A 24,495-nucleotide genomic window follows, 5' to 3' on the forward strand; every position below is an offset into this window, starting at 1 on the left:
AATTACTGCTTGCCCGTCGATCCGTAGCCGCCTTCGCCGCGCTCAGAAGCTGCTTCAAACTCATCGACCAGATTGAACGATGGCTGCACCACCGGCACGATCACCAGCTGGGCCAGGCGGTCCATGGGCTGCAGCGTGAAAGCTGTGGGCGAACGGTTCCACGCACTCACCATCAACTGCCCCTGGTAGTCAGAGTCAATCAGGCCCACCAGGTTACCCAGCACGATGCCGTGCTTGTGGCCCATGCCCGAGCGGGGCAGGATCATGGCGGCATAGCCGGGGTCTTTGAGGTACATGGCCATGCCGGTGGGAACCAGCTGCCACTGGCCGGGCTCCAGCGTCACTGGCGCGTCAATGCAGGCGCGCAAATCCAGCCCTGCGCTGCCTGGGGTGGCGTAGGCGGGCATGTTCTGGCGCAGGCGCGCATCCAAAATTTTGATATCTACTTGCATGGGCAGCGATGGTAATGGGCAAATGAACGCTTCAGGATTTGCCTGAACGAGAAGCCGTGCGCACAGCACTGATCACGCTGTACACCACCCACGCCAAAAGCACCAAAGGCGTCAGGCTGGGTGCCACAATACTGGTCAGCACAAAGCCTGCAAAGACGGCCAGCAGCTTAAAGCCTTTGACTTTGCCAAATGGCTTGTTCTCCGCCGCAGGCTGCTGCGTACCCGATGTTTTTTTCTGCGCCTGCTGCTGCAGCTTCGCCGCTTGTGCCTGGGCTTTGCGCTTGAAGCGATCTACCGCGCTGTCCACACTGCCAGGCTGGGCCATCGGTTGATTCACGATGCTGCTCTTGTCGTGCCCCCGGCCCCAGGTACTGTCTGACACGCGCGCCTTGTCGCTCACGTTCTTGAGGCGCTGGGTTTCCTGCTCCTGCGCAGTCCATGCCATCAGCTCGTCCACATAACGCGCATAGTCGCCATTGGGTGGGCCGCTGAAGTCTTTGTAATTGGGCTTGCGTGCCGAAAACAAGCGCGATTTGTTGGGTGTGTGATTCGCCGGTGCAAAAGCCATCCCTGCCCTCTTTTCTTTCTAGATATTGGTGTCGTTCACGCTTTGGTTTGCGCACCGGGCAAACGGCGGGCCAGCTCGGTCACCAGCTGGCGGCCCAGGTGCGCCTTGCTGGCGCGTGGCAACTCGCGGTAGCCATTGGCGTCTACCAGCAGCAGCGCATTATCATCCTGCCCAAAAGTGGCGGGGCCGATATTACCCACCAGCAGCGGCACCCCCTTGCGCACACGCTTGACGGTGGCGTGCTGGAGCAAATCATGGCTTTCTGCAGCAAAGCCCACGCAATACAGCTCACCATTTTGCGCACGTGGCAGCTTGGCCACCGTGGCAAGGATATCGGGGTTTTCTACAAAGGCCAGCGCAGGCACATCGCCAGAGCCGTCTTTTTTGATCTTCTCGTCCGCCGAACTGGCAGGGCGCCAGTCGGCCACAGCGGCCGTGGCGATAAAAATGCTGGCGTGCTCTATCTGGCTTTGCACAGCCTGCAGCATTTGCTCGGCCGACTGTACGTTGATACGCCGCACACCACGCGGTGTCGCCAAGTGCACGGGGCCAGCCACCAAGGTAACGTTAGCACCTGCAGCCCTGGCCGCTGATGCAATGGCAAAACCCATCTTGCCGCTCGACAGATTGGTAATGCCGCGCACCGGGTCAATCGCTTCAAATGTGGGGCCTGCAGTGATCAGCACGCTTTGCCCAGCCAGTACTTTGGGGGCAAAAAAGGCGGCAATATCTTCCAGCAGCTCTTCGGGCTCCAGCATGCGGCCATCGCCAGTCTCGCCACAGGCTTGATCGCCCACGCCAACGCCCAGCACATGGGCACCGTCGGCGCTAGCCTGCGAGAAATTACGCTGCGTGGCGGGGTGAGCCCACATTTCGCGGTTCATGGCCGGGGCCAGCAGCAAGGGCACACGGTCAATGGGGCGAGCCACACACATCAGGCTGAGCAACTCATCGGCACGGCCCTGAGCCAGTTTGGCCACAAAATCGGCACTGCACGGGGCAATGACAATGGCATCGGCCTCGCGGCTGAGGTTGATGTGGGGCATGTTGTTGCCCTCGCGCGCATCCCATTGCGAGGTATAGACCGTGCGGCCCGACAGGGCCTGCATGGTGACCGGGGTGATGAACTGCTCGGCAGCCTCCGTCATCACCACTTGCACAGTGGCCCCTGCCTTGGTCAGCAGACGGCACAAATGTGCCGTCTTATAACAAGCGACGCCTCCTGAGAGGCCCAAAACGATGTGTTTGCCAGCGAGTTCTTGCATGGCGCGAATGTAGCAGAGGGACACGGGCCAGCGGCGCTTATGACCGCACTACCCCTGGTTGCACAGCCCGCTTGCCAGGCCAGATGGCGACACGGGCAGCCATCGCTGCCGAACTTCAGGGCCGGCAGCAACAAAGTTGGGCGCCCAAAAGCTTCGTCTTTACGGGGGGTAAGGACTAGGACTTACAATCTCGGATTCAAACTACCTGAGAACGGTGTTGTGTTTGAGCCAGATGCGATGAAAGTCGAAAGTTCAGCTCTTAGGGTGTGGTCAGATTCAGCAATGAACAAGGCCGCCTCTCCCACCACCAAGCAAATAAGATGACCAAATTCGTCTTCGTCACAGGCGGTGTGGTGTCTTCCCTGGGCAAGGGAATCGCCTCTGCCTCCCTTGCTGCGCTGCTCGAATCGCGCGGCCTTAAGGTTACCCTCATCAAGCTGGACCCGTACATCAACGTGGACCCCGGCACGATGTCTCCCTTCCAGCACGGTGAAGTGTTCGTGACGGACGACGGCGCCGAGACCGATCTGGACCTGGGCCACTACGAGCGTTTCATTGAAACGCGCATGAAGCAGTCCAACAACTTCACCACAGGTCGCATCTACCAGACCGTGCTGGAGAAGGAACGTCGCGGCGACTATCTGGGCAAGACCGTGCAGGTCATCCCCCACATCACCAACGAAATTCAGGAATACGTCAAGCGTGGCGCAGGTATCGGCACCGATGACGCTGTGGACGTGGCCATTTGCGAAATCGGCGGTACTGTCGGTGACATTGAATCGCTGCCGTTCCTGGAAGCCGTGCGCCAGCTGGCACTGAAACTGGGCCAGAACAACGCCGCCTTCGTACACCTGAGCTACCTGCCGTTCATTGCTGCGGCAGGCGAGCTCAAGACCAAGCCCACACAGCACACTGTGCAAAAGATGCGCGAAATCGGTATCCAGCCCGATGCACTGCTGTGCCGCGCCCAGTACGCAGTGCCTGCTGAAGAGCGCGAGAAAATTTCGCTCTTCACCAACGTGCAAGAGTGGGGCGTGATTTCCATGTGGGATGTGGACACTATCTACAAGGTGCCCCGCATGCTGCACGAGCAAGGTCTGGACGGCCTGATCTGCGACAAGCTGCGCCTGAACACGGCTCCTGCCAACCTCAAGCGCTGGGACGATCTGGTCTACGAAACCGAGCACCCCGAGGGCGAAGTCAACGTGGCCATGGTGGGCAAATACGTGGAGCTGTCGGACGCCTACAAATCGGTCAACGAAGCCTTGAAACACGCTGGTCTGCGCAACCACACCCGCGTCAAGATCACCCACATCGACTCTGAAACCATCACCGACGACAACGCCAAGCAAGAGCTGTCCAAGTACGACGCTATCTTGGTGCCCGGCGGTTTTGGTTCGCGCGGCGTGGAAGGCAAGATCTCGACTGCCAAGTTTGCCCGCGAAAACAAGGTGCCCTATCTGGGTATCTGTCTGGGCATGCAGGTTGCAACCATCGAGTACGCACGCCACATGGCTGGCCTCAAGGGCGCCAACTCCACCGAGTTTGACCCCCACACCCCCAACCCCGTGATCGCCTTGATCAACGAGTGGAAGGACGAGGACGGCACCATCAAGACCCGTGACGAAAACTCTGACCTGGGCGGCACCATGCGCCTGGGTGCGCAGTCTTCAGACGTACAGCCCGGCACACTGGCCCACAGCATCTACGGCGACGTGGTCACTGAGCGCCACCGCCACCGCTACGAAGCCAATGTGCAGTATCTGGACAAGCTGCGCGAAGCAGGTCTGGTGATCTCTGCGCTGACACAGCGTGAGCAGCTGACTGAAATTGTCGAGCTGCCCGCCAAGGTGCACCCTTGGTTCATCGGTGTGCAATTTCACCCCGAGTTCAAGTCCACACCCTGGAATGGCCACCCTCTGTTCAACGCCTTTATCAAGGCGGCCATGGACGGCCAGAAAAAATCGGGCAAGAAGGCTTAATTTTTCGTTTATCGAAACAAGCCAGAAAAAGGAGCTGCCAGCGCTTGAAAAATAAAGACAACAGCATCAGATGGATGTGCAAGTCTTTAAAAAATCAACGCTAGCAGCTTCAGTTTTTGAAGCATGCGCGCATGCAATGAAGGAACACCATGAAACTCTGCGGCTTTGACATCGGTCTGGACAAGCGCTTTTTCTTGATTGCTGGCCCCTGTGTGGTCGAGTCTGAACAACTGCAGATGGACGTGGCCGGCCAGCTCAAGGAAATCACTTCCGAGCTGGGCATCAACTTCATCTTCAAAAGCAGCTTTGACAAGGCCAACCGCTCCTCGGGCACCAGCTTTCGCGGCCCCGGCATGGAAAAGGGCCTGGAGATTTTGGCCAAGGTGCGCAAAGAGCTGAACGTGCCCATCCTGACCGACGTGCACACCGTGGAAGAAGTGCCTTACGTGGCCTCCATCGTGGACATGCTGCAAACGCCCGCCTTCCTGTGCCGCCAGACGGATTTCATCCGCGCTGTGGCCCAGTCGGGCAAGCCGGTAAATATCAAGAAAGGCCAGTTCCTGGCACCGCATGACATGAAAAATGTCATCGACAAGGCACGCGCTGCCGCCAAGGAAGTGGGCCTGCCCGAAGACAGCTTTACCGCCTGCGAGCGCGGTGTCAGCTTTGGCTACAACAACCTGGTCAGCGACATGCGCTCGCTGGCCATCATGCGCGAGACCGGTGCCCCCGTAGTGTTTGATGCCACGCACAGCGTGCAGTTGCCCGGCGGCAACGGCACCAGCAGTGGCGGCATGCGCGAGATGGTGCCCGTGCTCTCGCGTGCGGCTGTGGCCGTGGGCGTGGGTGGACTGTTCATGGAAACCCACCCCGATCCCTGCAATGCACTGAGTGACGGCCCCAATGCCGTGCCCCTCAAGCACATGAAGACCTTGCTGGAAACTCTGGTGGCGCTGGACGATGTGACCAAGCGCAACGGTTTCCTTGAAAACAGTTTTTCAGCCTAAGTTTGCGTAAGATGCGCAGCGCGCGACCTGTGAACCCGCTTTAATGCCAAACAAGCACGCTCCGTGGGGCGTGCTTTTTCACATGTGTGCAAAAGATGCCCGGCAACCTGAGCAACAACACAACCAAACCGCTTGCGTTGCCCACCCGTTTTAAAAAACCTTCATAGGAAACACCATGAGTGCAATCGTTGACATCGTCGGACGTGAAATTCTGGACAGCCGTGGCAACCCTACCGTCGAATGCGACGTACTGCTGGAGTCGGGCGTAATGGGCCGTGCAGCCGTGCCATCAGGCGCATCGACCGGTTCGCGCGAAGCCATTGAGCTGCGTGACGGCGACAAGAGCCGCTATCTGGGCAAGGGCGTGCTCAAGGCCGTGGACCACATCAACGGCGAAATCGCCCAAGCGGTGATTGGCCTGGACGCTGCTGAGCAAGCGTTCCTGGACAAGACCATGATTGATCTGGACGGCACCGACAACAAGAGCCGCCTGGGTGCCAACTCCATGCTGGCTGTATCGATGGCCGTAGCCCGCGCCGCTGCTGAAGAAGCCGGCCTGCCTCTGTACCGCTACTTTGGCGGCATGGGCGGCGTGCAGCTGCCCGTGCCCATGATGAACGTGATCAACGGTGGCGCCCACGCGAACAACTCGCTGGACCTGCAAGAGTTCATGATCATCCCCGTAGGGGCACCCACCTTCCGCGAAGCCGTGCGCTGGGGCGCAGAAGTGTTCCATGCACTCAAGGCCATCATCCACCACAAGGGCATGTCCACAGCTGTGGGCGACGAAGGCGGTTTTGCACCTTCCGTTGAAAACCACGAAGCAGCCATTCAGCTGATCATCGAAGCGATCGAAAAGGCTGGCTACAAGCCCGGCGAGCAAATCGCTCTGGGTCTGGACTGCGCCGCTTCCGAGTTCTACAAGGATGGCATGTACGTGCTGGAAGGCGAAGGCAACATGACGCTCAACGCCGTTCAGTGGACCGACATGCTGGCTGGCTGGTGCGACAAGTACCCCATCATCTCCATCGAAGACGGCATGCACGAAGGCGACTGGGATGGCTGGAAAGTGCTGACTGAGCGCCTGGGCGACAAGGTGCAGCTGGTGGGTGACGATCTGTTCGTGACCAACACCAAGATCTTGAAGGAAGGCATCGACAAGCGCATTGCCAACTCCATCCTGATCAAGATCAACCAGATCGGCACCTTGACCGAAACGTTTGCCGCCATCGAAATGGCCAAGCGCGCTGGCTACACCGCCGTGATTTCGCACCGCTCGGGCGAAACCGAAGATTCGACCATTGCTGACATTGCCGTGGGTTTGAATGCTGGTCAAATCAAAACCGGTTCGATGAGCCGCTCTGACCGTATCGCCAAGTACAACCAGCTGCTGCGCATCGAAGAAGACCTGGGCGAAGTGGCCGTGTACCCGGGCCGCGACGCGTTTTACAACCTGCGTTAATCTTCTGGCTCGCGCCTTGAACAAAAACCGGGGCTTGATTGCCCCGGTTTTTTAAATCTCAGTCATGGTTTCTCGCATCGTCACCGTCGTTTTGCTTTGTCTGCTGGCCATCACGCATGCCCAGCTGTGGCTGGGTGCAGGCAGCATGGACCGCGTGGCAGAGCTGCACGGACAAATCAATGAACTGCACGCGGCCAATGATGCTGCGCGCAAAGAAAATGAGCGCATGTCCTCCGAGATCAACGACCTGCGCGAAGGCAAGGACACGGTCCAGGAAAAAGCACGCAGCGAGCTGGGCATGCTCAGACCCAATGAGATTTACGTGCAAATCATGCGCCGCTGATCACTGATCTGCGCACACACCCGTTTTTTGCACTCTCTTGCGCAGCACGCACCATGCTGAACCATTGCCGCATCTTGCTGTGCGCCAGCCCCGGGCACTGCGCCCAGATCCTGCAGGCAGCCGCCCAGAGCCGCGTGAACTTGCACGGCTTGCAGCCGAGCACCCAGTGGCCGCAAGGTGACACGGCCCACAACGCTATCGTGCTTTGGGCCTTGCTGCCCCCCCAAGCCCAAGCCGTTGAATCCGCCCTGGAGCTACGCTGGCGCGAGCAATGGCTGCAAAACTCCGGCCCTTTGACCATTCAGATGCTGTACGGCAGCGCCACCCAGCAGGCCGAGCAATTGAAGCCATGGATTGCGCAAAAAAGGGGCAGTGAAAGTGCAGACATCGGCTCTGATTGCTTCGAATGCCTGGATGCCTCCAGCGAGCAAAAGCTTTTCCAGCACTTGCTGCAGCGCGCATAAAAAATGAGCTGCCAGCGCTTATCTGGCCTTGATTTCAAATAGAAAACACTTTGAAATCAAGCAACCATCAGCGCTAACAGCTCTATTTATAAGAGCACAGGTACGCGATTACTGTACCGATGACGACCCAGGTGCCTGGCTTGGCGCATCCGTAAACAGCTGGGCAGCATCCACCGCATCAAAGCGGTATTGCGCCCCGCAGTAGTCGCACCCCACTTCCACACGGCCTTGCTCTTCGATCACGTGCGCCACTTCTTTTTGTCCCAGATTGCGCAGCATGTCTTGCACACGGGTGCGGCTGCAGGTGCAGGCAAAGTGCGGGCCATTATCGCCATCCTGCGGCACAAAGCGCAGCAGCTTTTCTTCCCAGAACAGGCGGCGCAAGATGGTATCCACATCCAGCGTCAGCAACTCATCGCGCTTGAGGCTGGAGGCCAGTGTGGCAATCCGGTTGTACTCTTCGTTCAACCCGATGTGGTCGTGCTCGTCCTGCGCGCTTTCGGTCGCGCCGGCCAGATTGTCCTGTCCCTTCAGCGGCATGCGCTGAATCATCAGGCCCGCTGCAATCTCGTCATTGGCCGCCAGCACAATGCAGGTATCGAGCTGCTCTGACTGGCGCATGTAGTGCTGCAGGACCTGAGAAATCTTGCTCAGCGGCTCGCCCTCTTCATCATTGAGTGGCACCACGCCCTGGTAAGGCTGCTGGCCGGGCAGGCGGTCTTTAGGGTCCAAGGTGATGGCGCAGCGCCCCAATCCATTGGTGTTCACCAGCTCTGCCAGCGTTGCACCTGCAGGCACCTCGCCATGCACAGACGCCGTGGCGCGCAAGCCCAGATCGGCCTGCACTTCTGCCACGATGACCTTGACAGGGCCTTCGCCAAAAATCTGAAACACCAGCGCACCATTGAACTTGATGTTGGACTGCATCAGCACACTGGCAGCGGTCATCTCGCCCAGCAATTCGCGCACAGCGGCCGGGTAGGCCCCCGTGTCGGTGTTGCTGGCACGGCGCTGAAGAATGTCTTTCCAGGCATCGGTCAGTCGCACGATCATGCCGCGCACAGGCAGGCCATCGAAAAGGAATTTATGGAGTTCAGACACGCTGTGTGTATCCCAGTCAGTGATTGCTAAATGCCGGGCAATCAACCCAGCTTGCGCAAACCCGCTTTGAAGCGGTGCGCGTTATCGATGTAGTGCTGCGCACTCTGGCGCAAGCCTTGCATCTGCTCAGGAGTCAGCTGCTTGACCACGCGGGCAGGGCTGCCGATGATCATGGAACCATCAGGGAACTCTTTGCCCTCGGTCACCAGTGCCCCTGCACCCACCAAACAGTTTTTACCAATTTTCGCCCCGTTCAGCACAATCGCACCAATGCCAATCAAGCTTTCATCACCGATCGTGCACCCATGCAGCATGACCTGATGCCCTACTGTGACGTGTCGGCCAATGACCAAAGGCATGCCCAGATCGGCGTGCAAAACGCTGGCGTCTTGCACATTGCTGCCCTCACCAATGGTGATGCTGGATGTATCACCGCGCACAACCGTGCCAAACCAGATGCTTGCATCGCCGCCAATCTTCACCTCACCCATTACCTGGGCACTGTCCGCAACCCATGCGCTTGCGGCAATTTCAGGGGAAATGCCATCTAACTCATACACGGCCATCTTGTCTCCTTTCTTTGTGCGTTCGGGAAAATACAATTGTAAATATGGAGCTACGACAACGCGCCCTTGAGGTTTTATGCCTCTGCGATCCCATTCATAAAGCCACCGCAGCCATGCAGATGTACCAGCAAGCTGCACAGTTTGCCATTGCGCCTTGCGCTCCCGTCCTGGAGGCAGGCATTGAGCTGCCTGGGCATCCTCAACGCCCTGCGCTGCTGCGCCACTCCGAAGTGGCCCGCCGCTCTCCGGCAACCCTGCAAGGGCGCATCATCTTGATGCACGCCATTGCGCACATCGAATTTAACGCCATCAACCTGGCACTGGATGCCATCTGGCGCTTTGACGATATGCCCGCGCAGTACTACCTGGACTGGCTGCAGGTGGCAGGTGAAGAAGGCAAGCACTTCCTGCTGATTCGCGACTGGCTTTTAGCCCAGAACCATGACTATGGAGACTTTCCTGCGCACCAGGGGTTGTGGACCATGTGTGAAAAAACGGCACAAGATGTCACAGCACGTATGGCCCTTGTACCCAGAACCCTGGAAGCGCGCGGACTGGACGCCACACCGCAGATCCAATCCAAGCTGCGTCAGGTCGGCACGCCAGATGCTTTATCTGCCGTCGATATCCTTGACATCATCTTGCGCGAAGAAGTGGGGCATGTAGCAATTGGAAACCTTTGGTACCGCTTCTTATGCCAGCGCAATAATCTGGAACCACAATCGCACTACACTGCACTTGCACACAAATATGAAGCACCACGCCCGCGCCCGCCTTTCAACACACGGGCTCGCCAGGCAGCAGGTTTCACGGAAGAAGAAATAGCCTGGCTGGAACAGCACTGACTTTCTCGTACTGATTCCACCGACAACGCACATCCCCAGACGCTCCGCAGACATGCTCGCTAATTTACCCACTTTGTCCTCCGTCACACCTGCAGCAAACGCGGCCAGCTCCATGATTGCGCGCCAAGCCATCGTGGACGTAGACAAAGAGGTCATTGGCTATGAGCTGTTCAACCGCTCCCGGGCCCCTGCCGAGCACACAGCAGCCACAGATGTCATTTTGCTGTTCACTGCGCTGTCTCACGCTGGCAGCGAAGACCTGGTGGGCACCAAGCTGCTTTTTGTCAACAGCACCCATGAAAGTCTGGCGGGCGGGCACCTGGAGCTATTGAACCCTGAAAAGGTCGTGCTGGAAGTGGAGTCTCTGGGTCACGTTGCAAGCACCGAAGCTGTCGCACGCCTGCCCATCTTGCGCGCGCTGCGTGAGCGCGGTTTCAAGCTGTCGTTCAACCACACTGTTTTGGAGTCGGCCTATGCCACGTGGATGCCGCTGGCGGACTACATCAAGCTGGACCTGACCGTCCTGCGCCCTGAGCAGCTTGCCGTGCTGGTCAGCTACGCAGCGCGCCACACCAAAGCACAGCTGATTGCCACCAAGGTAGAGACGCAGCAGCAGTTTGACATGCTCAAAAGCATTGGAATTTCTCTGTTCCAAGGCTACTGGTTCTCTCGCCCATCGGTGGTGGAAGCGAAATTGCTGGCCCCCAACCAGGCCAGCATCATTCAGCTCATTAATCTGCTGCGCCGACAGGCCAGTACCGATGAAATTGAAGAGGTACTCAAAAAAGATGCAGGTCTGGCCTTCAATCTGATGCGCCTGATCAACTCTGCCGGGTTTGCCACCTCGCGCGAAGTCACCTCATTTCGCCAGGCCGTGATGATCATGGGCCTGAAGAAACTCTTTCGCTGGGCAGCCTTGCTGCTGACAGCATCCAAATTTGGCACCACCAGCGCAGCCATCGGGCACACCGCCGTCATTCGCGGACGCCTGATGGAATTACTGGCTCGGGAGTTCATGAGCGAGGACGATGCCGACCAGGCCTTTGTGGTCGGTATTTTTTCGCTGCTCGATTCCATGCTCAGCATCCCCATGGAAGATGCACTGCACCTTATCAACGTTCCCACGCCAGTGCGGCTTGCCCTGGTGGAGCACGAAGGGGTCTTTGGTGAATTACTGCGTCTGGCTGAAGCCTGTGAAAACAGCAATGACCAGGCATTTGACCATTCGGCTTCTGCGCTGCAGCTGACCAGCCAGCAAATCAACTGGGCACACCTGCAAGCCCTCGCCTGGTGTGACCAAATCACGCAATAGCTCGACAGGTTTCACCACCAAAGAGACAGCTGGGCAGATTCGCTGACCCAAAGGGTACATGTGTATAGCGCGCATCACGTTACATTTACACACCTGCAGACTGCCCCGCGATCGCCTACATGAATTCTGTCAACAAAACCGCTACCTCCGCCCCCAGCTTGCCTGAAGGGATTCCCGACGCATCGGTTTCCATGATTGGGCGACAAGCCATCTTGAACGAGAGGCGCGAGGTCTATGGCTATGAACTCTTTGACCGTTCAACGGCCATCGATGCGCATACGGCGGCCAGTGATGCAGCCATGCTTTTCAATGCCTTGTCTTATGCAGGTACGGAAGCGCTGGTTGGCCGCAAGCTCGTGTTTATCAACTGCACCCACGAAAGCCTGGCAGGCGGTCATCTGGAATTGATTCACCCAGACAAAGTGGTGCTGGAAATCTCTACCTTGGGTGAAAACGTAACACCCAACGAAATTGCGGCATGCATTCCTATTTTCGAAAGCTTGCGCCAGCGGGGGTTTCGCCTGGCTTTTGACCAGAATCTGCTGCGCCGTGCCTATGTGAACTGGCTGCCCATGGCCAGCTATATCAAGCTGGACATGCTCACCTTCCCGATAGACAACGCACAAGCCTTGGTGAAGTTTGCACGCACCCACACCATTGCCCAGATCATTGCGGAAAAAGTAGAGACCCAGGCACAGTTTGAACATATGCACGCGCTGGGCGTCAAACTCTTTCAGGGTTTTTGGTTTGCCAGGCCTGATGTCGTGCAGGCAAAAATGGTGCGCCCCTCGCAGGCGACCATCATGCAACTGCTCAATCTGGTTCGCAGCCAAAGCTCCACCGCTGAAATTGAAGAGCTGCTCAAGAAAGACCCCACGCTGTCTTTTAACCTGCTGCGCTTCATCAACTCTTCGGGGTTTGGACTGTCGTGCGAAATCACATCGTTTCGCCATGCCGTGATGATCCTGGGCCTGAAAAAGCTGTTTCGCTGGGCGGCGCTCTTGATGACCACATCACGGGCTGGTGGCAGCGCTCCAGCCGTGGGTCAGACCGCCGTGGTCCGGGGCCGCCTGATGGAGCTTTTGGCAACAGAAATGCTGCCACCCGAAGAGTCTGACAACGCTTTCGTGGTGGGGGTGTTTTCGTTGCTGGATGTCATTTTGGGCATTCCCATGGAAAAGGCGCTGGAGTCCATCGCTCTGCCGCAATCGGTCGCTGAAGCGCTCTTGCACCGAACTGGGCCCTATGCCCCGTTTCTGGAGCTGGTGCTGGCCTGCGAGACAGGCGATGAAGTGACATTTGCCCGCAACTCTGATGCACTGCACCTGTCCAACCACCAGGTCAACTGGGCGCATTTACAAGCACTGGCGTGGGCTGACAACCTCAGCAGCGATAACGGATAAGCGCGTGCGGTGCCTCTGTCACCAGAGGCTGAGTAGTACGCTGCGCAGCGACACCTGATAGCCGCGCCTTACTGGCTGGCAGCAAACGCCGCTGCTATGCGCTGCTATGTGCTGCTAGCCTGCCCAATGCCCCCATCAATGCGGCTATCCACGCGGATGGTGCTGGGCATGCAGCTGCTGCAGGCGCTCCCTGGCAACATGGGTGTAAATGGTGGTGGTGGAAATGTCTGCATGACCCAGCAGCATCTGCACGACGCGCAAGTCCGCTCCGTGATTGAGCAGGTGCGTCGCAAATGCATGGCGCAATGTGTGCGGCGACAAGGGCGCTGTCACGCCGGCCAGCGTGGCGTATTTTTTCACCAGCATCCAGAACATCACCCGCGTCATGCCGCTGCCGCGCTGCGTGACAAACAAATCATCCGTTGACTGCCCTGCCAAGATGGCTGGACGCGCTTCTTGCAAAAAGCGAATCAGCCATGACTGCGCCTCCTCGCCAAACGGCACCAGGCGCTCCTTGCGGCCTTTGCCTTCGGTACGCAGCACACCGCTTTTAATGTCCAGCTGGTGCACCTTCAAACTGACCAGCTCGCTCACGCGCAAGCCACTGGCATACATCAGCTCCAGCATGGCACGATCGCGCAGCCCCAGCAGGCAGCTGTCATCAGGTGCCTGCAGCAAAGCTTCAACCTGTGCCTGCGTCAATGTGTGCGGCACCCGCAGCGGGCGCTTGGCTGCCAGCAATCGAACAGTGGGGTCGTGCTCTACACGTTTTTCGCGCAGCGCCCAGTGATAAAAACGTCGCAAAACACTGAGGCTGCGGTTGCTGGAAACCGCTTTCACGCCTTGCTCATGGCGCTGCTGGCCATACGTCTGAAGTTGCAGCTCCTGCGCGCTGAGCAGCGAACAGCCCTCCTCGTAGCCGGCAAGAAACTGGGCGCAGCCTGACATATCACGCCGGTAGGCCTGCAAGGTATTGGCAGACAGGCCGTCTTCCAGAAACAAGGTTTCAATGAAGTCATCAATGGCCGAAAGGCTGCTGTGTAGTGCTGCGTCATTCATAGATGGATTGTTGCCATAAAAAAGGCGCTGCACCTTGCGATGCAGCGCCTTTTTGAGGCCACGGGCCAATTACTCCAGCGTCAGCTTCTGCTCCATCACGACCTTGCGGTAGACGTCATATTCAGCCTTGATCTGCTGCGCAAACTCTTCGGGCGAATTGCCGATCACCAGGGAGCCCGTGTCCTCGATGCGCTTGCGCACGGCAGGGTCCTGCAAGACCTTCTTCACCGCCGCGTTCAGCTTGTCCACGACCTCTTTGGGCATGCCTTTGGGGCCCAAAATGCCATAGAAGGCCATGCGGTTGACGGGCTCCAGGCCCACTTCCTTGAACGTGGGCACGTCAGGCAGAACTTCCAGACGCTGAGGCGCTGCCACCGCAATTGCCAGCAGACGCTTGTCTTTGATAAACGGCAGTGCCGAGGGCAGGTTGTCCAAAATAATCGGCACCTGACCAGCCACCGTGTCATTGAGCGCCGGGCCAGCACCGCGATAAGGAATATGGGTGATGAAAGTGCCGGTCAGGTTTTTGTACAGCTCCATCAGCATGTGCTGGATACCGCCGGTACCCGACGATGCATAGGAGTACTTGCCTTGCGATGCCTTGAGCATGGCCAGAAAGCTTTTGTGGTCTGTCGGTCCAAATTTAGGATTGATGGCCAGCACATTGGGGGTGGCAGCCACATTGATCACCGGGGTGAAATCCGTCAATGTGTTGTAGGGAATCTTGGGATTGATGGCGGGGTTGGTGGCCGTCGAAGAGACGGTGGCAATACCCAGGCTATAGCCATCTGGTGCAGCGCGTGACGTCTCCAGAGCACCCACAATGCCGCCGCCACCGCCCTTGTTTTCCACAATCACGGACTGCCCCAGCTCGCGCCCTAAAGGCTCTGCAATCACGCGAGCGATGATGTCCGTCGTGCCGCCCGGAGCAAAAGGCACAAGCAACTTGATGGGTTTGGTGGGATAGCTCTGTGCAAAAGCAGTAGAGCCGACGATGGCAAAAGCAAGACCCAGGCAGATACGACGTTTCATGCTGAATTGATCCCTTGTCAATTGTAAGTTTTAGTACAGAAATCGATGCTAATGGCGAAGCGCTTTTTCTGCGCCGCCCATTTCACGCTTTTTTCTCAGTGCATTCCCTATGCATAGAAATTTCTCAAAACGTGTCGCTAGGGTGCCAATTTCGTGACTAGCACGCCGCAAACGCGGGAAAAAAGGCAGTAGCCTCTGCACCCGTGAACTACGCCCAGCTCCTTTTTCCAGACTTCGCCCTGATCCTTCTGGGCTATCTGCTCTGCCGCTTCAGCCCACTCAACCGCCCAGTCTGGCAAGGCGCAGAAGCCTTGGTGTACTACCTGCTGTTTCCAGTCCTGCTGTTTCACTCCATCGTCAAAAGCCCGCTGGACTGGGCAGCCACCTCCAGCCTGATTGCAGCGGGTGTCACTTCAGGCCTTGCAGGCATTGCACTGGCCTACAGCTTGCCCTGGTGGCCAGGCTTGCGCAAAAACGTGGCGGCACGTGACCACGCCAGCGCTGCACAGGTGGCCTTTCGCTTTAACTCGTTCATTGGTCTGGCACTGGCAGACCGGCTGGCTGGCGCTCAAGGGCTGTTTTTCATCTCGGTGCTCATCGGCTTTTGCGTTCCGATGTTCAACATTGCCGCAGTGTGGCCAATGGCACGTGAGAGCAAGCAAAGCTTTTTGGGTCAGCTGGTACGCAACCCCTTGATCGTGGCCACCGTGTGTGGCCTGACGGCCAACTTGCTGGGCTTTCGCATGCCGTCCTGGCTGGAGCCACCCGTGGCACGCATCGGTGCAGCATCGATTGCGCTGGGCCTGATGTCTGCAGGCGCAGGCATGCAACTGGGCCTGCTGACACAGGCCAAACGCCTGAGCGTGGGTGTGCTGGGTATTCGCCACCTGATTCAGCCACTGATTGCGCTGGGCGCAATCCATGTGTTTGGCCTGCAGGGTGACCAGGCGCTCATCTTGCTGCTGTTTTCTGCGCTGCCCACGGCATCAACTTGCTATGTGCTGGCCGCACGCATGGGCTATAACGGGCCCTATGTGGCAGGGCTGGTCACGCTGTCCACGCTGCTGGGCATTGTCAGCCTGCCCTACGCCCTTTCCCTGGTACCTTGAATTCACATCCACATGATTAATCGCCGCGCTGGTTTGCTTGCCCTGCTCTGCCTGCCATTGTTTACAGCATGTGGCGGCAAAACACCGGCTGCGCAACCGGTTGCGGCAGGCTCTGTGGTTGTCGCTCTGGGCGATTCACTCACTTCAGGCGTAGGTGCCAAGCCGGGTGAGGATTGGCCCAGCCTGCTTGCCGAGCTGACCGAGTGGGACGTCATCAATGGCGGCATCTCGGGCAATACCAGCGCACAAGGCGCGCAGCGCTTGCCAGAGCTGCTGAGCGAACACGCCCCCAGCCTCGTGATTGTGGGTTTAGGAGGCAATGACTTCTTGCGCAGGCAATCTCCTGACATGACCCGGCAATCGCTCACACAGAGTGTGCGCAACGCACAAGCTGCGGGGGCTCAGGTGGTCTTGGTGGCTATTCCAGAACCCAGCTTGATGGCTGCCGCCGGTGCCGTGCCCAGTGATCACCCGCTGTATGCAAGCCTGGCCAAAGAGCTGAACGTGCCGCTGATATCGGGTTTGTGGGGGCCTATCCTGGGCAATCCAGACTTGCGTGCCGACACCGTCCATGCCAACGCACAGGGCTATGCGGCATTTGCGCAGACCTTAGTACAAGCGTTGCGCAGCGCAGGTTTTTTGCCGCACTGAAATATAAAGATAGCTACCAGCGCTTTCCACTAAACACTTTCAACATCTTTTCATATTGAAAGTGTTTAAAACAAAGCGTTAATAGCTCTCTTTTTAATTGGCCTGGCCTTGCGCCAGAGCCCATTGCACATGTTCACGCACCACTTCGTGACTGTGCGCCGCCTGCCCCTGCAAGGCCGCTCGAATGGACGCATGCATGTGCGTATCTGCCAGATTGTTAAGCGCATTGCCCATGGCCACCGCAATGTTGCGCAACCAGCGCACATGCCCAATGCGGCGAATCGGACTGCCCTCGGTACAGCGCAAAAATGTGGCCTCATCCCAGCTGAACAGCTGCACCAGCGTGCTGCCTGCCAGACCGGCGCGCGCATCAAAGTCCGGCAAGGTGCTGCTTTGCGCAAACTTGTTCCAGGGGCAGGCCAGCTGACAGTCATCACAGCCATAGATGCGGTTGGCCAGCAGCGGGCGCATCTCCAGCGGAATGGCGCCATCGTGCTCAATGGTCAAATACGAAATACAGCGGCGTGCATCTACGCGGTACGGCGCAACAATGGCCCCCGTGGGACAGGCATCCATGCAACTGGAGCAACTGCCGCAGTGCGCAGTCACCGGCGCGGTCTCCGGCAAGGCCATGTCGATATAAATCTCGCCCAGAAAGAACATGGAGCCCGCATCGCGGTTGAGCACCAGCGTGTGCTTGCCGCGCCAGCCCTGACCGCTGCGCCGTGCCAGCTCGGCCTCCATCACCGGGGCTGAATCGGTAAATGCACGGTGGCCCAGAGCCCCTACTTCCTGGGCAATGCGCTCGGCCAGTTTTTGCAGACGGCTGCGCAGCACCTTGTGGTAATCGCGCCCACGGGCATACACCGAAATAATGCCTTCCTGCGGCCGCTGCAAACGCGCCCATTCCACGCACTGCCAGTCTTGCGGGGTGCTGCGCGGCAAATAATCCATGCGCACCGTGATCACACTCACCGTGCCCGGCACCAGCTCCGCCGGGCGCGCACGCTTGAGGCCATGTGCCTCCATGTAATGCATTTGCCCATGGAAACCCTGAGCCAGCCACTGCAGCAGCCCGTCCTCACAAGACGACAAATCCACACCGGATACGCCAATTTGGGAAAATCCCAATTCGCGGGCCCAGTCCTGCATCGAAAGAACCAATTGACTGCTGCAAACCATAACCCCCCGATTGTAGAAAGCGCAGGCGCTGCGCAACGTGTGCTGACCTGGCAAGACGAGTCAGACACTGAGGCCTTTGCAGCACAGCTGGCCGCTATGGCTGAAACACGCAACGCCTACATCACCCTGCACGGGGATTTGGGCGCTGGAAAAACCACCTTCGTGCGCCACCTGCTGCGCACTCTGGGGGTGCAAGGGCGTATCAAAAGCCCCACATATGCCGTGGTCGAGCCCCACGAAGTGCCGGGTCTGACGGTGTGGCACTTTGACTTTTACCGCTTCGAAGACCCCCGAGAGTGGGAAGATGCAGGTTTTCGTGACATTTTTGCCAGTGAAGGGTTGAAACTGGCAGAATGGCCGGAAAAGGCCGCTGCGTTGACTCCACCTGCGGACTTAGCTATTCATATTGAAGCAATTGACGAAACCCAGCGCCACGTCACTCTGCGCGCCAGCACAGAGCGAGGTCGGCGCATGCTGCAGCACTGGCCACAATGAGCGACGACGCCCCGTCCCCTATCTTTACCGCTTACCGTCCCAACCGCCGCACTTTGCTACAAGCAGGTAGCTTGGCCCTGCTGTTGGCTGGCAAACACCAGATTGCGTATGGCGCCTCCATCATGGCAGTGCGTGTGTGGCCCGCTGAAGATTACTCGCGCGTCACTCTGGAGTCTGACGTTCCGCTGGTTGCCAAGCAAACCCTGATCGAGTCCCCTCCCCGTCTGGCTGTGGACATTGAAGGCCTGCAACTGAACGACGCACTCAAGGAGCTGGTCGCCAAAGTACGGCCAGATGACCCCAATATTGCGGCCATCCGTGTCGGACAAAACGCGCCCAACGTGGTGCGTCTGGTCATCGACCTCAAGCGCGATGCCGTGCCCCAGGTCTTTACGCTCAAGCCCGTGGCGGCCTACCAGCACCGTCTGGTGTTTGACCTCTACCCGGCAAAAACAGTAGATCCACTGGAAGCGCTGATCCAGGACCGCTTGCGCGATGCCACCAGCAACCCGGACATTCCCGCAGCGCTGACGCCGCCCACACAGCAGGCCACGGCACCGCACGATCCTCTGGGCGATCTGATTGCCAAACACAGCAGCACAGCGCCCTCTGCCCCAGCAGTCTCGCCACCTGCTGCCACCCCTGCGCCACCCCAGACTGCTTCAAAAACGCCGGGCCCGCGCACAGAGGCATCAGCGCCCAAACGCACCGACCGCATCATCATCGTGGCGCTGGACCCCGGCCACGGCGGAGAAGATCCGGGCGCGATTGGCCCCAGGGGCACGTACGAAAAAAACGTGGTGCTCAAAATTGCCCAGTTGCTGCGCGACCGCATCAACAAAAGCTCCATCAACGGCAGCCCCATGCGTGCCTATCTCACGCGCGATGGCGACTATTTCGTCCCCTTGGGCCAGCGTGTGGCCAAAGCCCGGCGCGTACAGGCAGACCTGTTCATCAGTATTCACGCCGATGCGTTCACCAGGCCCTCCGCCAATGGCGCCAGCGTGTTTGCGTTGAGCCAAAAAGGAGCATCCAGCACCGCAGCGCGCTGGCTGGCTGACAAGGAAAATCAGGCCGACCTGGTCGGTGGTATCAATGTGCGCAGCCAGGATGCCGGCGTACAAAGCATGCTGCTGGACATGAGCACAACGGCCCAAATCAATGACAGCCTCAAGCTGGGCACAGCGCTGCTCACACAGATCGGCAGCTTTGCCAAGTTGCACAAGCCACGGGTCGAGCAAGCGGGTTTTGCGGTGCTCAAAGCCCCCGATATTCCCAGCGTCTTGGTCGAAACTGCCTTCATCAGCAACCCGCAGGAAGAGCAAAACCTGCGCAGCGCGGCCTACCAGACCAAACTGGCAGACGCCATGATGGAAGGCATCCGCCAGTACTTCATCAAGAACCCGCCGCTGGCACGCTCGCGCACCGTTTAAAAACCTCACTGTAAGTTTTCACAACTACTGAGAGGTTTTGCAAACGCCCCCTGCACCTACAAGGGCACACTGGCCTCCCCGACGCGGGATCTTGCTCAGCCTTTGCATACTGCAAGTACTTCCAACCACTGGAGCAAAGGACTGGAGCAACGTATGAAAAAAGCAAACACCTATATTGCGGCAACCGTACTGGCCGCCACATTCGTATTGACAGGATGCGCCAACAATCAGCAACTGGGTACCGGTGTCGGTGCCGTTGCAGGTGGTGTCATCGGCGATGCGGTGCTGGGCGGAACCTTGGGCACACTGGGTGGTGCAGCAGCCGGGGCGGTGATTGGTAACCAGGTTGGTAAAAGCCAAGACCGCAAATAACGCATGCTTTCACACAAAAAAATGCCAGCAACTGCTGGCATTTTTTTATGCTCAAAAGCTTCGCACTCAGCGATCAGCGATCTCAATCTGCTGGTCTTTACGGCCCGTTTTCCAGCCCCCATAGATCGCCAGCAATCCCGGCACCAGAATCAATGCCCAGATGATTTTTTCCAGGTGCTCTTTCACCCAGGGCAGGTTGCCGAAGAAATAGCCCGCTGACACGATGCCCAGCACCCAAAGAATGGCCCCGCCCACGTTAAACATCGTGAATTTTCCGCGTGACATGTGGGCAACACCCGCAACGAACGGCGCAAAGGTACGAATAAAAGGCATGAAGCGCGCCAAGATGATCGTCACCCCGCCATAGCGTTCATAGAAGGCATGCGCCTTATCGAAAGCACGCCGGTTGAACCAGCGTGAATCGTCCCACTGAAACACCTTGGGCCCTATGTAGCGACCAATCGCGTAGTTGCACTGGTCGCCCGCAATGGCAGCCACCAGCAGCACCACACAAGCCAGCGAAAAGTCCATCATGCCGACACCGCACATGGCACCCACAATGAAGAGCAATGAATCACCGGGCAAAAACGGCATGACAACCACGCCGGTTTCCACAAACACAATAATGAACAGCAACGCGTAAACCCAGGGGCCATATGCCACGACAAACGCCTGCAGGTGCTTGTCAATATTCAAAATGAAGTCGATCAAAAACGTGACGATTTCCAAAACCCAGCCCCTTGCAAATAAAACTTGCTGCACCACACACCAGCGCAGCCAGCAATTAATGTAGCGCCACAGACAGCAGCGTTTTTGCAGCGCTGAAGCCGGACAACACCTTTCTTCTCACATTCCGCAACACCGCCAACAAAAACCGGGTTTCACCAACAATTGCTTTCAAAGTCATGAACAACTTTGCACGCAATTCATCTGCCACCCGCTGCAGTGCAGGCACAGTCACCCCCGTCTTACTACATAGATATAAGCAGGTACATATGACACGAACACGCAGCACACTTTTGATAGCAACACTCTTGGGTAGCGCCCTCATGCTGGGTGGTTGCGCCCACCGCCCCAACAATGCCCAGCTGGGCACTGGCGTGGGCGCCGTCGCCGGCGGATTGCTGGGCGATGCCCTGTTCGGCTCTACGCTGGGGACTGTGGGCGGTGCTGCCGCTGGTGCCTTGATTGGCAACCAAATGGGGCAAAACAGTGACGGCAACCGCCGAGGACACCGCCACCACCGTTAATTGGTTTGTTGTGCCACCTCCCGCAGTGGCATGAACGGCTGCATACAATGAGGTCGATGACCTCTTTCGCACCAGCGCCGCAGCGCCGCGCCATCCAAGACCTTCCTGATGAACTGATTAGCCAGATTGCTGCTGGCGAGGTGGTGGAACGCCCTGCCTCGGTCGTGCGTGAGCTGGTCGATAACGCGCTGGACGCCGGCGCAACACAGATTACCGTGCGCCTGCTGGCAGGCGGGGTGCGCCTGATCAGCGTCGAAGACGACGGCTGCGGTATTCCCCGCGAAGAGCTGCCCGTGGCGCTGCGCCGCCATGCCACCAGCAAAATCAGAGACTTGCAAGAGCTGGAGCACGTGGGCACCATGGGCTTTCGTGGTGAAGCGCTGGCGGCCATTGCATCGGTTTCTGAAACAGCCATCCTCTCGCGCCTGGATGGTGAAGACAATGGCTGGCTGCTGGAAGCGCGCAGTGGCGAGCTGCGCCCCGCAGCGCGCAACCGTGGCACCACGCTGGAAGTCAAAGAGCTTTTTTTCAGCACCCCCGCACGCCGCAAATTTCTGAAAAGTGATGCCACAGAACTGGCGCACTGCATTGAATCTGTGCGCCGCCACGCTCTGGCGCGGCCCGATGTGGGGTTTTCCATCTGGCACGAAGGCAAGCTGGTTGAACAGTGGCGTGCAGTTCCCATGGGTGAAGGCACCGACCGCAACGAAGCACTGGCCCGCCGCCTCAGCGATGTACTGGGCGCTGACTTTGTCGCCAGCTCCATTGCCGTGCTGCGTACCTCGGCCTCCAGCGGCATCACGGTCTATGGCCGCGCCGGCCTGCCCGATGCTGCGCGCAGCCGGCCAGATCAGCAGTACTGCTACGTCAATGGCCGCTTTGTGCGTGACAAGGTGCTCACCCATGCGGCCAAGAGTGCCTATGAAGATGTGCTGCATGGCCACAAGCAACCCATCTACGCGCTGTACATGGAGATCGATCCTGCGCGGGTGGACGTGAACGTACACCCCACCAAGATCGAAGTGCGCTTTCGCGACAGCCGCGAAGTGCATCAGGCCATCAAGCATGCCGTCGAAGATGCGTTAGCTGCCCCGCGTGCAGCCCTGCTGGCGCAGGCCGCCGGGCACACGGGCGCAGGCACGGCAGAGTCTGTGCCACTGCCATCTTCTGGCCATCCACTGCCCAGTTCAGCAACCAGCACAGGCTGGCAACCCGCAGTCAGCGCGCCGCGTCCGGCAATGCCAGCGCAAGTGCAATTTGCAATGCCACTGCAAGAAGCCGCGGGCCACAAGGTCAGCGACATGCAGGCACTGTGGGCACCCATGCGTGACAGTCAGGTTGCAGCAGCAACGCCACCGTCGACACCCGGCAACCCCGCAACTGCCAGCACATCGCCGCAGGGCCAGAGCGCACCGCCCGTAACCCCAGATTCGTCCGTTGATGCTGCCGCCACCTGGCCCTTGGGCCGTGCCGTAGCGCAAGTGCATGGCGTCTACATACTGGCTGAAAACGCTCAGGGCATGGTGATTGTGGACATGCATGCCGCGCATGAACGCATCGTGTATGAGCGACTGAAAGACCAGCTGGGCAATGACCAGCCGATTGCCAGCCAGCCTCTGCTGATTCCGGCCACTTTTGCTGCTACCCCGCAAGAAGTCGCCACTGCCGAAGCACATGCAGACACTCTGCGCGTGCTGGGACTGGAGATCTCGCCGTTTTCACCCAAAACGCTGGCCGTGCGCGCAGTGCCTGCCACCTTGGCACAAGGCGATGCCGTTGAGCTGGCACGCAGCGTGCTGGCAGAGCTGGAGCAACAAGATGCCTCCGGCGTGATTCAGCGTGCACGCAATGAGATTTTGGCCACCATGGCCTGCCATGGTGCCGTGCGTGCCAACCGCCGCCTGACCATTGACGAGATGAACGCCTTGTTGCGCCAGATGGAAACCACCGAACGCTCTGACCAGTGCAACCATGGTCGCCCTACCTGGCGCCAGCTCAGCATGAAAGAGCTGGACGCCCTGTTCCTGCGAGGTCGCTAATCCATGGCCAGCGCCACCCCACCAGACAAAACCATGTCCGTACCTTTTTTTGCCCGCGTGCGCGCCGCGCTGGATACGTTCTCTCCCACTGAGCGCAAGCTTGGCCAAGTGGTACTGGACTACCCCATCAACCTTGCCGGCTACAGCGCCAGCGAACTGGCGCAACTGACAGGCGTGTCCAACGCCACGGTCACACGCTTTATTCGCCGTCTGGGCTATGACAGCTACGAAGAAGCGCGCCGCACCGCGCGCATGGAAGCCAGCACCTCGGGCCTGCCACTGCCCGGGGCTGGCATTGCCATCTCTTCCAGCACACCCAATTGCGCGCTGCTGTGGCAGCAATTGCAAGACAACCTGACGGCCACGCTGGCACAAATTCCGCCCAGCACCATGGATGCCATGGCCTCAGCGCTGCACCAGGCCCCGGCTATCTTTTGCGTGGGCCTGCAGCACAACCACATGCTGGCTCGTTCGCTGCGCGGACACCTGATGAGTGGGCTGGATAAACCCATCTACGGCGCACCCGCCGCCGGTGAAACCATTGAAGACGTGCTGGCACGCATTGCGCCGCGTGACATGGTGGTGCTGTTTGCGCTGGGCGGTATCCGCAGTGACATGGCCGACCTGTCAGAGCGTGCACGCAAACTGGGGGCCAAGCTCATTTGCATCACCGACCCTGCCAGCCACGCCCCCCCATCTGACTGGTTGCTGCGCTGCCACACCACGCCCCATGCTGCTGACGTACGCCACCTGTGCGATACCAGCGCCGCGCAGGCACTGGCCTATGGCCTGGCGGCCCACACCATCCAGTGGGGAGCCATTCCGTTTGAGCTGATCTAGCCCAATCATTTTTTTATAGCTGCTAGCGCCTGAGGTTATTGAACTTCAGGCGCTTTTTTACTTGAAAACAAGCATACACAAGCGCAAGTCGCTATCAATCATGCAACCTTCATGTTGCGCCCAACCTCGCAAGACACCACCACCAGCATCTCCGCATACGACGTCGGTTTTACGAGACGCCACACACGCTATCAATTCACAAGCAACCAAAGCTTGAACAGCACTGCACCAAATACAAACAGAGCAAACCTCTTTTTGGTGCG

The 24,495-nt window shown here is 58.5% G+C and carries 26 protein-coding genes; 16 read left to right on the plus strand and 10 right to left on the minus strand.

What is annotated here, in order from left to right; translation table 11 throughout:
• Positions 1-2: 2 nt before the first annotated feature.
• From dut to coaBC, 3 genes are read right to left on the minus strand one after another with little or no spacing between them, the layout of a single operon-like run.
• Positions 3-452 carry a dUTP diphosphatase gene (gene dut, locus H9646_RS08600; protein ID WP_191722953.1) on the minus strand — a complete coding sequence of 150 codons (450 nt, stop codon included), beginning with the start codon at positions 450-452 and terminating at the stop codon, positions 3-5.
• 31 nt (positions 453-483) lie between these two features.
• The gene (locus H9646_RS08605) at positions 484-1,020 is read right to left on the minus strand and encodes a hypothetical protein (RefSeq protein ID WP_191722954.1); all 537 of its coding nucleotides are present in this window, start codon (positions 1,018-1,020) and stop codon (positions 484-486) included.
• Between the two features lie 35 nt (positions 1,021-1,055).
• Entirely contained in the window at positions 1,056-2,285 is a 1,230-nt protein-coding gene (gene coaBC / locus H9646_RS08610) for a bifunctional phosphopantothenoylcysteine decarboxylase/phosphopantothenate--cysteine ligase CoaBC (RefSeq protein WP_191722955.1), read from the minus strand.
• A gap of 320 nt (positions 2,286-2,605) precedes the next feature.
• Here coaBC and H9646_RS08615 point away from each other — a divergent pair, with 320 nt between their 5' ends.
• From H9646_RS08615 to H9646_RS08635, 5 genes are all read left to right on the plus strand, one after another.
• Entirely contained in the window at positions 2,606-4,267 is a 1,662-nt protein-coding gene (locus tag H9646_RS08615; RefSeq protein ID WP_191722956.1) for a CTP synthase, read from the plus strand.
• Positions 4,268-4,416: 149 nt separating this feature from the next.
• On the plus strand, positions 4,417-5,274 hold the full coding sequence (gene kdsA / locus H9646_RS08620; protein WP_191722957.1) for a 3-deoxy-8-phosphooctulonate synthase: 858 nt from the start codon (positions 4,417-4,419) through the stop codon (positions 5,272-5,274).
• Positions 5,275-5,449: 175 nt separating this feature from the next.
• Positions 5,450-6,736: a phosphopyruvate hydratase gene (gene eno / locus H9646_RS08625; protein ID WP_191722958.1), complete on the plus strand. Its 1,287-nt coding sequence runs from the start codon at positions 5,450-5,452 to the stop codon at positions 6,734-6,736.
• Between the two features lie 64 nt (positions 6,737-6,800).
• Entirely contained in the window at positions 6,801-7,079 is a 279-nt protein-coding gene (locus H9646_RS08630) for an FtsB family cell division protein (RefSeq protein ID WP_191722959.1), read from the plus strand.
• Between the two features lie 53 nt (positions 7,080-7,132).
• A complete protein-coding gene (locus H9646_RS08635) occupies positions 7,133-7,543 on the plus strand; it encodes a hypothetical protein (protein WP_191722960.1) in 411 nt (136 codons plus the stop codon).
• Between the two features lie 108 nt (positions 7,544-7,651).
• Here the strand turns inward: H9646_RS08635 and hslO are convergent, their stop codons facing one another.
• Entirely contained in the window at positions 7,652-8,644 is a 993-nt protein-coding gene (hslO, locus tag H9646_RS08640; protein WP_191722961.1) for an Hsp33 family molecular chaperone HslO, read from the minus strand.
• 41 nt (positions 8,645-8,685) lie between these two features.
• Positions 8,686-9,210, minus strand: coding sequence for a gamma carbonic anhydrase family protein (locus tag H9646_RS08645; RefSeq protein ID WP_191722962.1), 525 nt, complete (start codon positions 9,208-9,210; stop codon positions 8,686-8,688).
• Positions 9,211-9,254: 44 nt separating this feature from the next.
• On the opposite strand from H9646_RS08645, the gene H9646_RS08650 reads away from it, so the two are divergent.
• From H9646_RS08650 to H9646_RS08660, 3 genes are all read left to right on the plus strand, one after another.
• Positions 9,255-10,055 carry a ferritin-like domain-containing protein gene (locus H9646_RS08650; protein WP_191722963.1) on the plus strand — a complete coding sequence of 267 codons (801 nt, stop codon included), beginning with the start codon at positions 9,255-9,257 and terminating at the stop codon, positions 10,053-10,055.
• 52 nt (positions 10,056-10,107) lie between these two features.
• Positions 10,108-11,367 carry an EAL and HDOD domain-containing protein gene (locus H9646_RS08655; RefSeq protein WP_191722964.1) on the plus strand — a complete coding sequence of 420 codons (1,260 nt, stop codon included), beginning with the start codon at positions 10,108-10,110 and terminating at the stop codon, positions 11,365-11,367.
• A gap of 119 nt (positions 11,368-11,486) precedes the next feature.
• Positions 11,487-12,770, plus strand: coding sequence for an EAL and HDOD domain-containing protein (locus tag H9646_RS08660; RefSeq protein WP_191722965.1), 1,284 nt, complete (start codon positions 11,487-11,489; stop codon positions 12,768-12,770).
• 144 nt (positions 12,771-12,914) lie between these two features.
• On the opposite strand, the gene xerD is transcribed toward H9646_RS08660, so the two are convergent.
• Positions 12,915-13,829, minus strand: coding sequence for a site-specific tyrosine recombinase XerD (gene xerD, locus H9646_RS08665; protein ID WP_191722966.1), 915 nt, complete (start codon positions 13,827-13,829; stop codon positions 12,915-12,917).
• A 69-nt stretch (positions 13,830-13,898) separates the two neighbouring features.
• Positions 13,899-14,861 carry a tripartite tricarboxylate transporter substrate binding protein BugE gene (locus H9646_RS08670; protein WP_191722967.1) on the minus strand — a complete coding sequence of 321 codons (963 nt, stop codon included), beginning with the start codon at positions 14,859-14,861 and terminating at the stop codon, positions 13,899-13,901.
• A 203-nt stretch (positions 14,862-15,064) separates the two neighbouring features.
• Between H9646_RS08670 and H9646_RS08675 the strand changes: the two genes are divergently transcribed.
• Positions 15,065-15,970, plus strand: coding sequence for an AEC family transporter (locus H9646_RS08675; protein WP_191722968.1), 906 nt, complete (start codon positions 15,065-15,067; stop codon positions 15,968-15,970).
• A 12-nt stretch (positions 15,971-15,982) separates the two neighbouring features.
• Positions 15,983-16,621 (plus strand): arylesterase, encoded by a 639-nt coding sequence (locus H9646_RS08680; RefSeq protein WP_191722969.1) that lies wholly within the window; start codon positions 15,983-15,985, stop codon positions 16,619-16,621.
• A gap of 93 nt (positions 16,622-16,714) precedes the next feature.
• Here the strand turns inward: H9646_RS08680 and queG are convergent, their stop codons facing one another.
• The gene (gene queG, locus H9646_RS08685) at positions 16,715-17,773 is read right to left on the minus strand and encodes a tRNA epoxyqueuosine(34) reductase QueG (RefSeq protein WP_191722970.1); all 1,059 of its coding nucleotides are present in this window, start codon (positions 17,771-17,773) and stop codon (positions 16,715-16,717) included.
• Positions 17,774-17,785: 12 nt separating this feature from the next.
• On the opposite strand from queG, the gene tsaE reads away from it, so the two are divergent.
• The 3 genes from tsaE to H9646_RS08700 all read left to right on the plus strand — a co-directional run bounded on the left by tsaE (position 17,786) and on the right by H9646_RS08700 (position 20,103).
• On the plus strand, positions 17,786-18,298 hold the full coding sequence (gene tsaE / locus H9646_RS08690) for a tRNA (adenosine(37)-N6)-threonylcarbamoyltransferase complex ATPase subunit type 1 TsaE (RefSeq protein WP_225214073.1): 513 nt from the start codon (positions 17,786-17,788) through the stop codon (positions 18,296-18,298).
• The gene (locus H9646_RS08695) at positions 18,295-19,731 is read left to right on the plus strand and encodes an N-acetylmuramoyl-L-alanine amidase (protein ID WP_191722972.1); all 1,437 of its coding nucleotides are present in this window, start codon (positions 18,295-18,297) and stop codon (positions 19,729-19,731) included. Before tsaE ends, H9646_RS08695 begins: the two co-directional genes overlap by 4 nt.
• Before the next feature lie 153 nt (positions 19,732-19,884).
• The gene (locus H9646_RS08700) at positions 19,885-20,103 is read left to right on the plus strand and encodes a glycine zipper domain-containing protein (RefSeq protein WP_191722973.1); all 219 of its coding nucleotides are present in this window, start codon (positions 19,885-19,887) and stop codon (positions 20,101-20,103) included.
• 66 nt (positions 20,104-20,169) lie between these two features.
• Here the strand turns inward: H9646_RS08700 and H9646_RS08705 are convergent, their stop codons facing one another.
• The gene (locus H9646_RS08705; RefSeq protein ID WP_191722974.1) at positions 20,170-20,832 is read right to left on the minus strand and encodes a DedA family protein; all 663 of its coding nucleotides are present in this window, start codon (positions 20,830-20,832) and stop codon (positions 20,170-20,172) included.
• A gap of 55 nt (positions 20,833-20,887) precedes the next feature.
• Complete coding sequence (locus H9646_RS08710; protein WP_191722975.1) at positions 20,888-21,064, minus strand: hypothetical protein; 177 nt, start codon at positions 21,062-21,064, stop codon at positions 20,888-20,890.
• A gap of 34 nt (positions 21,065-21,098) precedes the next feature.
• Between H9646_RS08710 and H9646_RS08715 the strand changes: the two genes are divergently transcribed.
• Genes H9646_RS08715 through H9646_RS08725 form a run of 3 tightly spaced genes read left to right on the plus strand, consistent with a single transcriptional unit; the run spans position 21,099 to position 24,232 of the window.
• On the plus strand, positions 21,099-21,353 hold the full coding sequence (locus H9646_RS08715) for a glycine zipper 2TM domain-containing protein (RefSeq protein ID WP_191722976.1): 255 nt from the start codon (positions 21,099-21,101) through the stop codon (positions 21,351-21,353).
• Positions 21,354-21,409: 56 nt separating this feature from the next.
• Positions 21,410-23,392 (plus strand): DNA mismatch repair endonuclease MutL, encoded by a 1,983-nt coding sequence (gene mutL, locus H9646_RS08720; RefSeq protein WP_191722977.1) that lies wholly within the window; start codon positions 21,410-21,412, stop codon positions 23,390-23,392.
• A 33-nt stretch (positions 23,393-23,425) separates the two neighbouring features.
• Positions 23,426-24,232 (plus strand): MurR/RpiR family transcriptional regulator, encoded by an 807-nt coding sequence (locus tag H9646_RS08725; protein WP_191722978.1) that lies wholly within the window; start codon positions 23,426-23,428, stop codon positions 24,230-24,232.
• Positions 24,233-24,495: the final 263 nt, after the last annotated feature.

Origin of the sequence: Comamonas avium, assembly GCF_014836675.1 — a bacterium.
Taxonomy (GTDB): Bacteria; Pseudomonadota; Gammaproteobacteria; order Burkholderiales; family Burkholderiaceae_C; genus Comamonas; species Comamonas avium.

What these genes read in the sequence shown, in the direction of transcription:
- dut (WP_191722953.1), bottom strand. Translation starts at nt 452, where the DNA reads ATGCAAGTAGATATCAAAATTTTGGATGCGCGCCTGCGCCAGAACATG.
- H9646_RS08605 (WP_191722954.1), bottom strand. Translation starts at nt 1,020, where the DNA reads ATGGCTTTTGCACCGGCGAATCACACACCCAACAAATCGCGCTTGTTT.
- coaBC (WP_191722955.1), bottom strand. Translation starts at nt 2,285, where the DNA reads ATGCAAGAACTCGCTGGCAAACACATCGTTTTGGGCCTCTCAGGAGGC.
- H9646_RS08615 (WP_191722956.1), top strand. Translation starts at nt 2,606, where the DNA reads ATGACCAAATTCGTCTTCGTCACAGGCGGTGTGGTGTCTTCCCTGGGC.
- kdsA (WP_191722957.1), top strand. Translation starts at nt 4,417, where the DNA reads ATGAAACTCTGCGGCTTTGACATCGGTCTGGACAAGCGCTTTTTCTTG.
- eno (WP_191722958.1), top strand. Translation starts at nt 5,450, where the DNA reads ATGAGTGCAATCGTTGACATCGTCGGACGTGAAATTCTGGACAGCCGT.
- H9646_RS08630 (WP_191722959.1), top strand. Translation starts at nt 6,801, where the DNA reads ATGGTTTCTCGCATCGTCACCGTCGTTTTGCTTTGTCTGCTGGCCATC.
- H9646_RS08635 (WP_191722960.1), top strand. Translation starts at nt 7,133, where the DNA reads ATGCTGAACCATTGCCGCATCTTGCTGTGCGCCAGCCCCGGGCACTGC.
- H9646_RS08645 (WP_191722962.1), bottom strand. Translation starts at nt 9,210, where the DNA reads ATGGCCGTGTATGAGTTAGATGGCATTTCCCCTGAAATTGCCGCAAGC.
- H9646_RS08650 (WP_191722963.1), top strand. Translation starts at nt 9,255, where the DNA reads ATGGAGCTACGACAACGCGCCCTTGAGGTTTTATGCCTCTGCGATCCC.
- H9646_RS08655 (WP_191722964.1), top strand. Translation starts at nt 10,108, where the DNA reads ATGCTCGCTAATTTACCCACTTTGTCCTCCGTCACACCTGCAGCAAAC.
- H9646_RS08660 (WP_191722965.1), top strand. Translation starts at nt 11,487, where the DNA reads ATGAATTCTGTCAACAAAACCGCTACCTCCGCCCCCAGCTTGCCTGAA.
- xerD (WP_191722966.1), bottom strand. Translation starts at nt 13,829, where the DNA reads ATGAATGACGCAGCACTACACAGCAGCCTTTCGGCCATTGATGACTTC.
- H9646_RS08670 (WP_191722967.1), bottom strand. Translation starts at nt 14,861, where the DNA reads ATGAAACGTCGTATCTGCCTGGGTCTTGCTTTTGCCATCGTCGGCTCT.
- H9646_RS08680 (WP_191722969.1), top strand. Translation starts at nt 15,983, where the DNA reads ATGATTAATCGCCGCGCTGGTTTGCTTGCCCTGCTCTGCCTGCCATTG.
- queG (WP_191722970.1), bottom strand. Translation starts at nt 17,773, where the DNA reads ATGCAGGACTGGGCCCGCGAATTGGGATTTTCCCAAATTGGCGTATCC.
- H9646_RS08695 (WP_191722972.1), top strand. Translation starts at nt 18,295, where the DNA reads ATGAGCGACGACGCCCCGTCCCCTATCTTTACCGCTTACCGTCCCAAC.
- H9646_RS08700 (WP_191722973.1), top strand. Translation starts at nt 19,885, where the DNA reads ATGAAAAAAGCAAACACCTATATTGCGGCAACCGTACTGGCCGCCACA.
- H9646_RS08715 (WP_191722976.1), top strand. Translation starts at nt 21,099, where the DNA reads ATGACACGAACACGCAGCACACTTTTGATAGCAACACTCTTGGGTAGC.
- mutL (WP_191722977.1), top strand. Translation starts at nt 21,410, where the DNA reads ATGACCTCTTTCGCACCAGCGCCGCAGCGCCGCGCCATCCAAGACCTT.
- H9646_RS08725 (WP_191722978.1), top strand. Translation starts at nt 23,426, where the DNA reads ATGTCCGTACCTTTTTTTGCCCGCGTGCGCGCCGCGCTGGATACGTTC.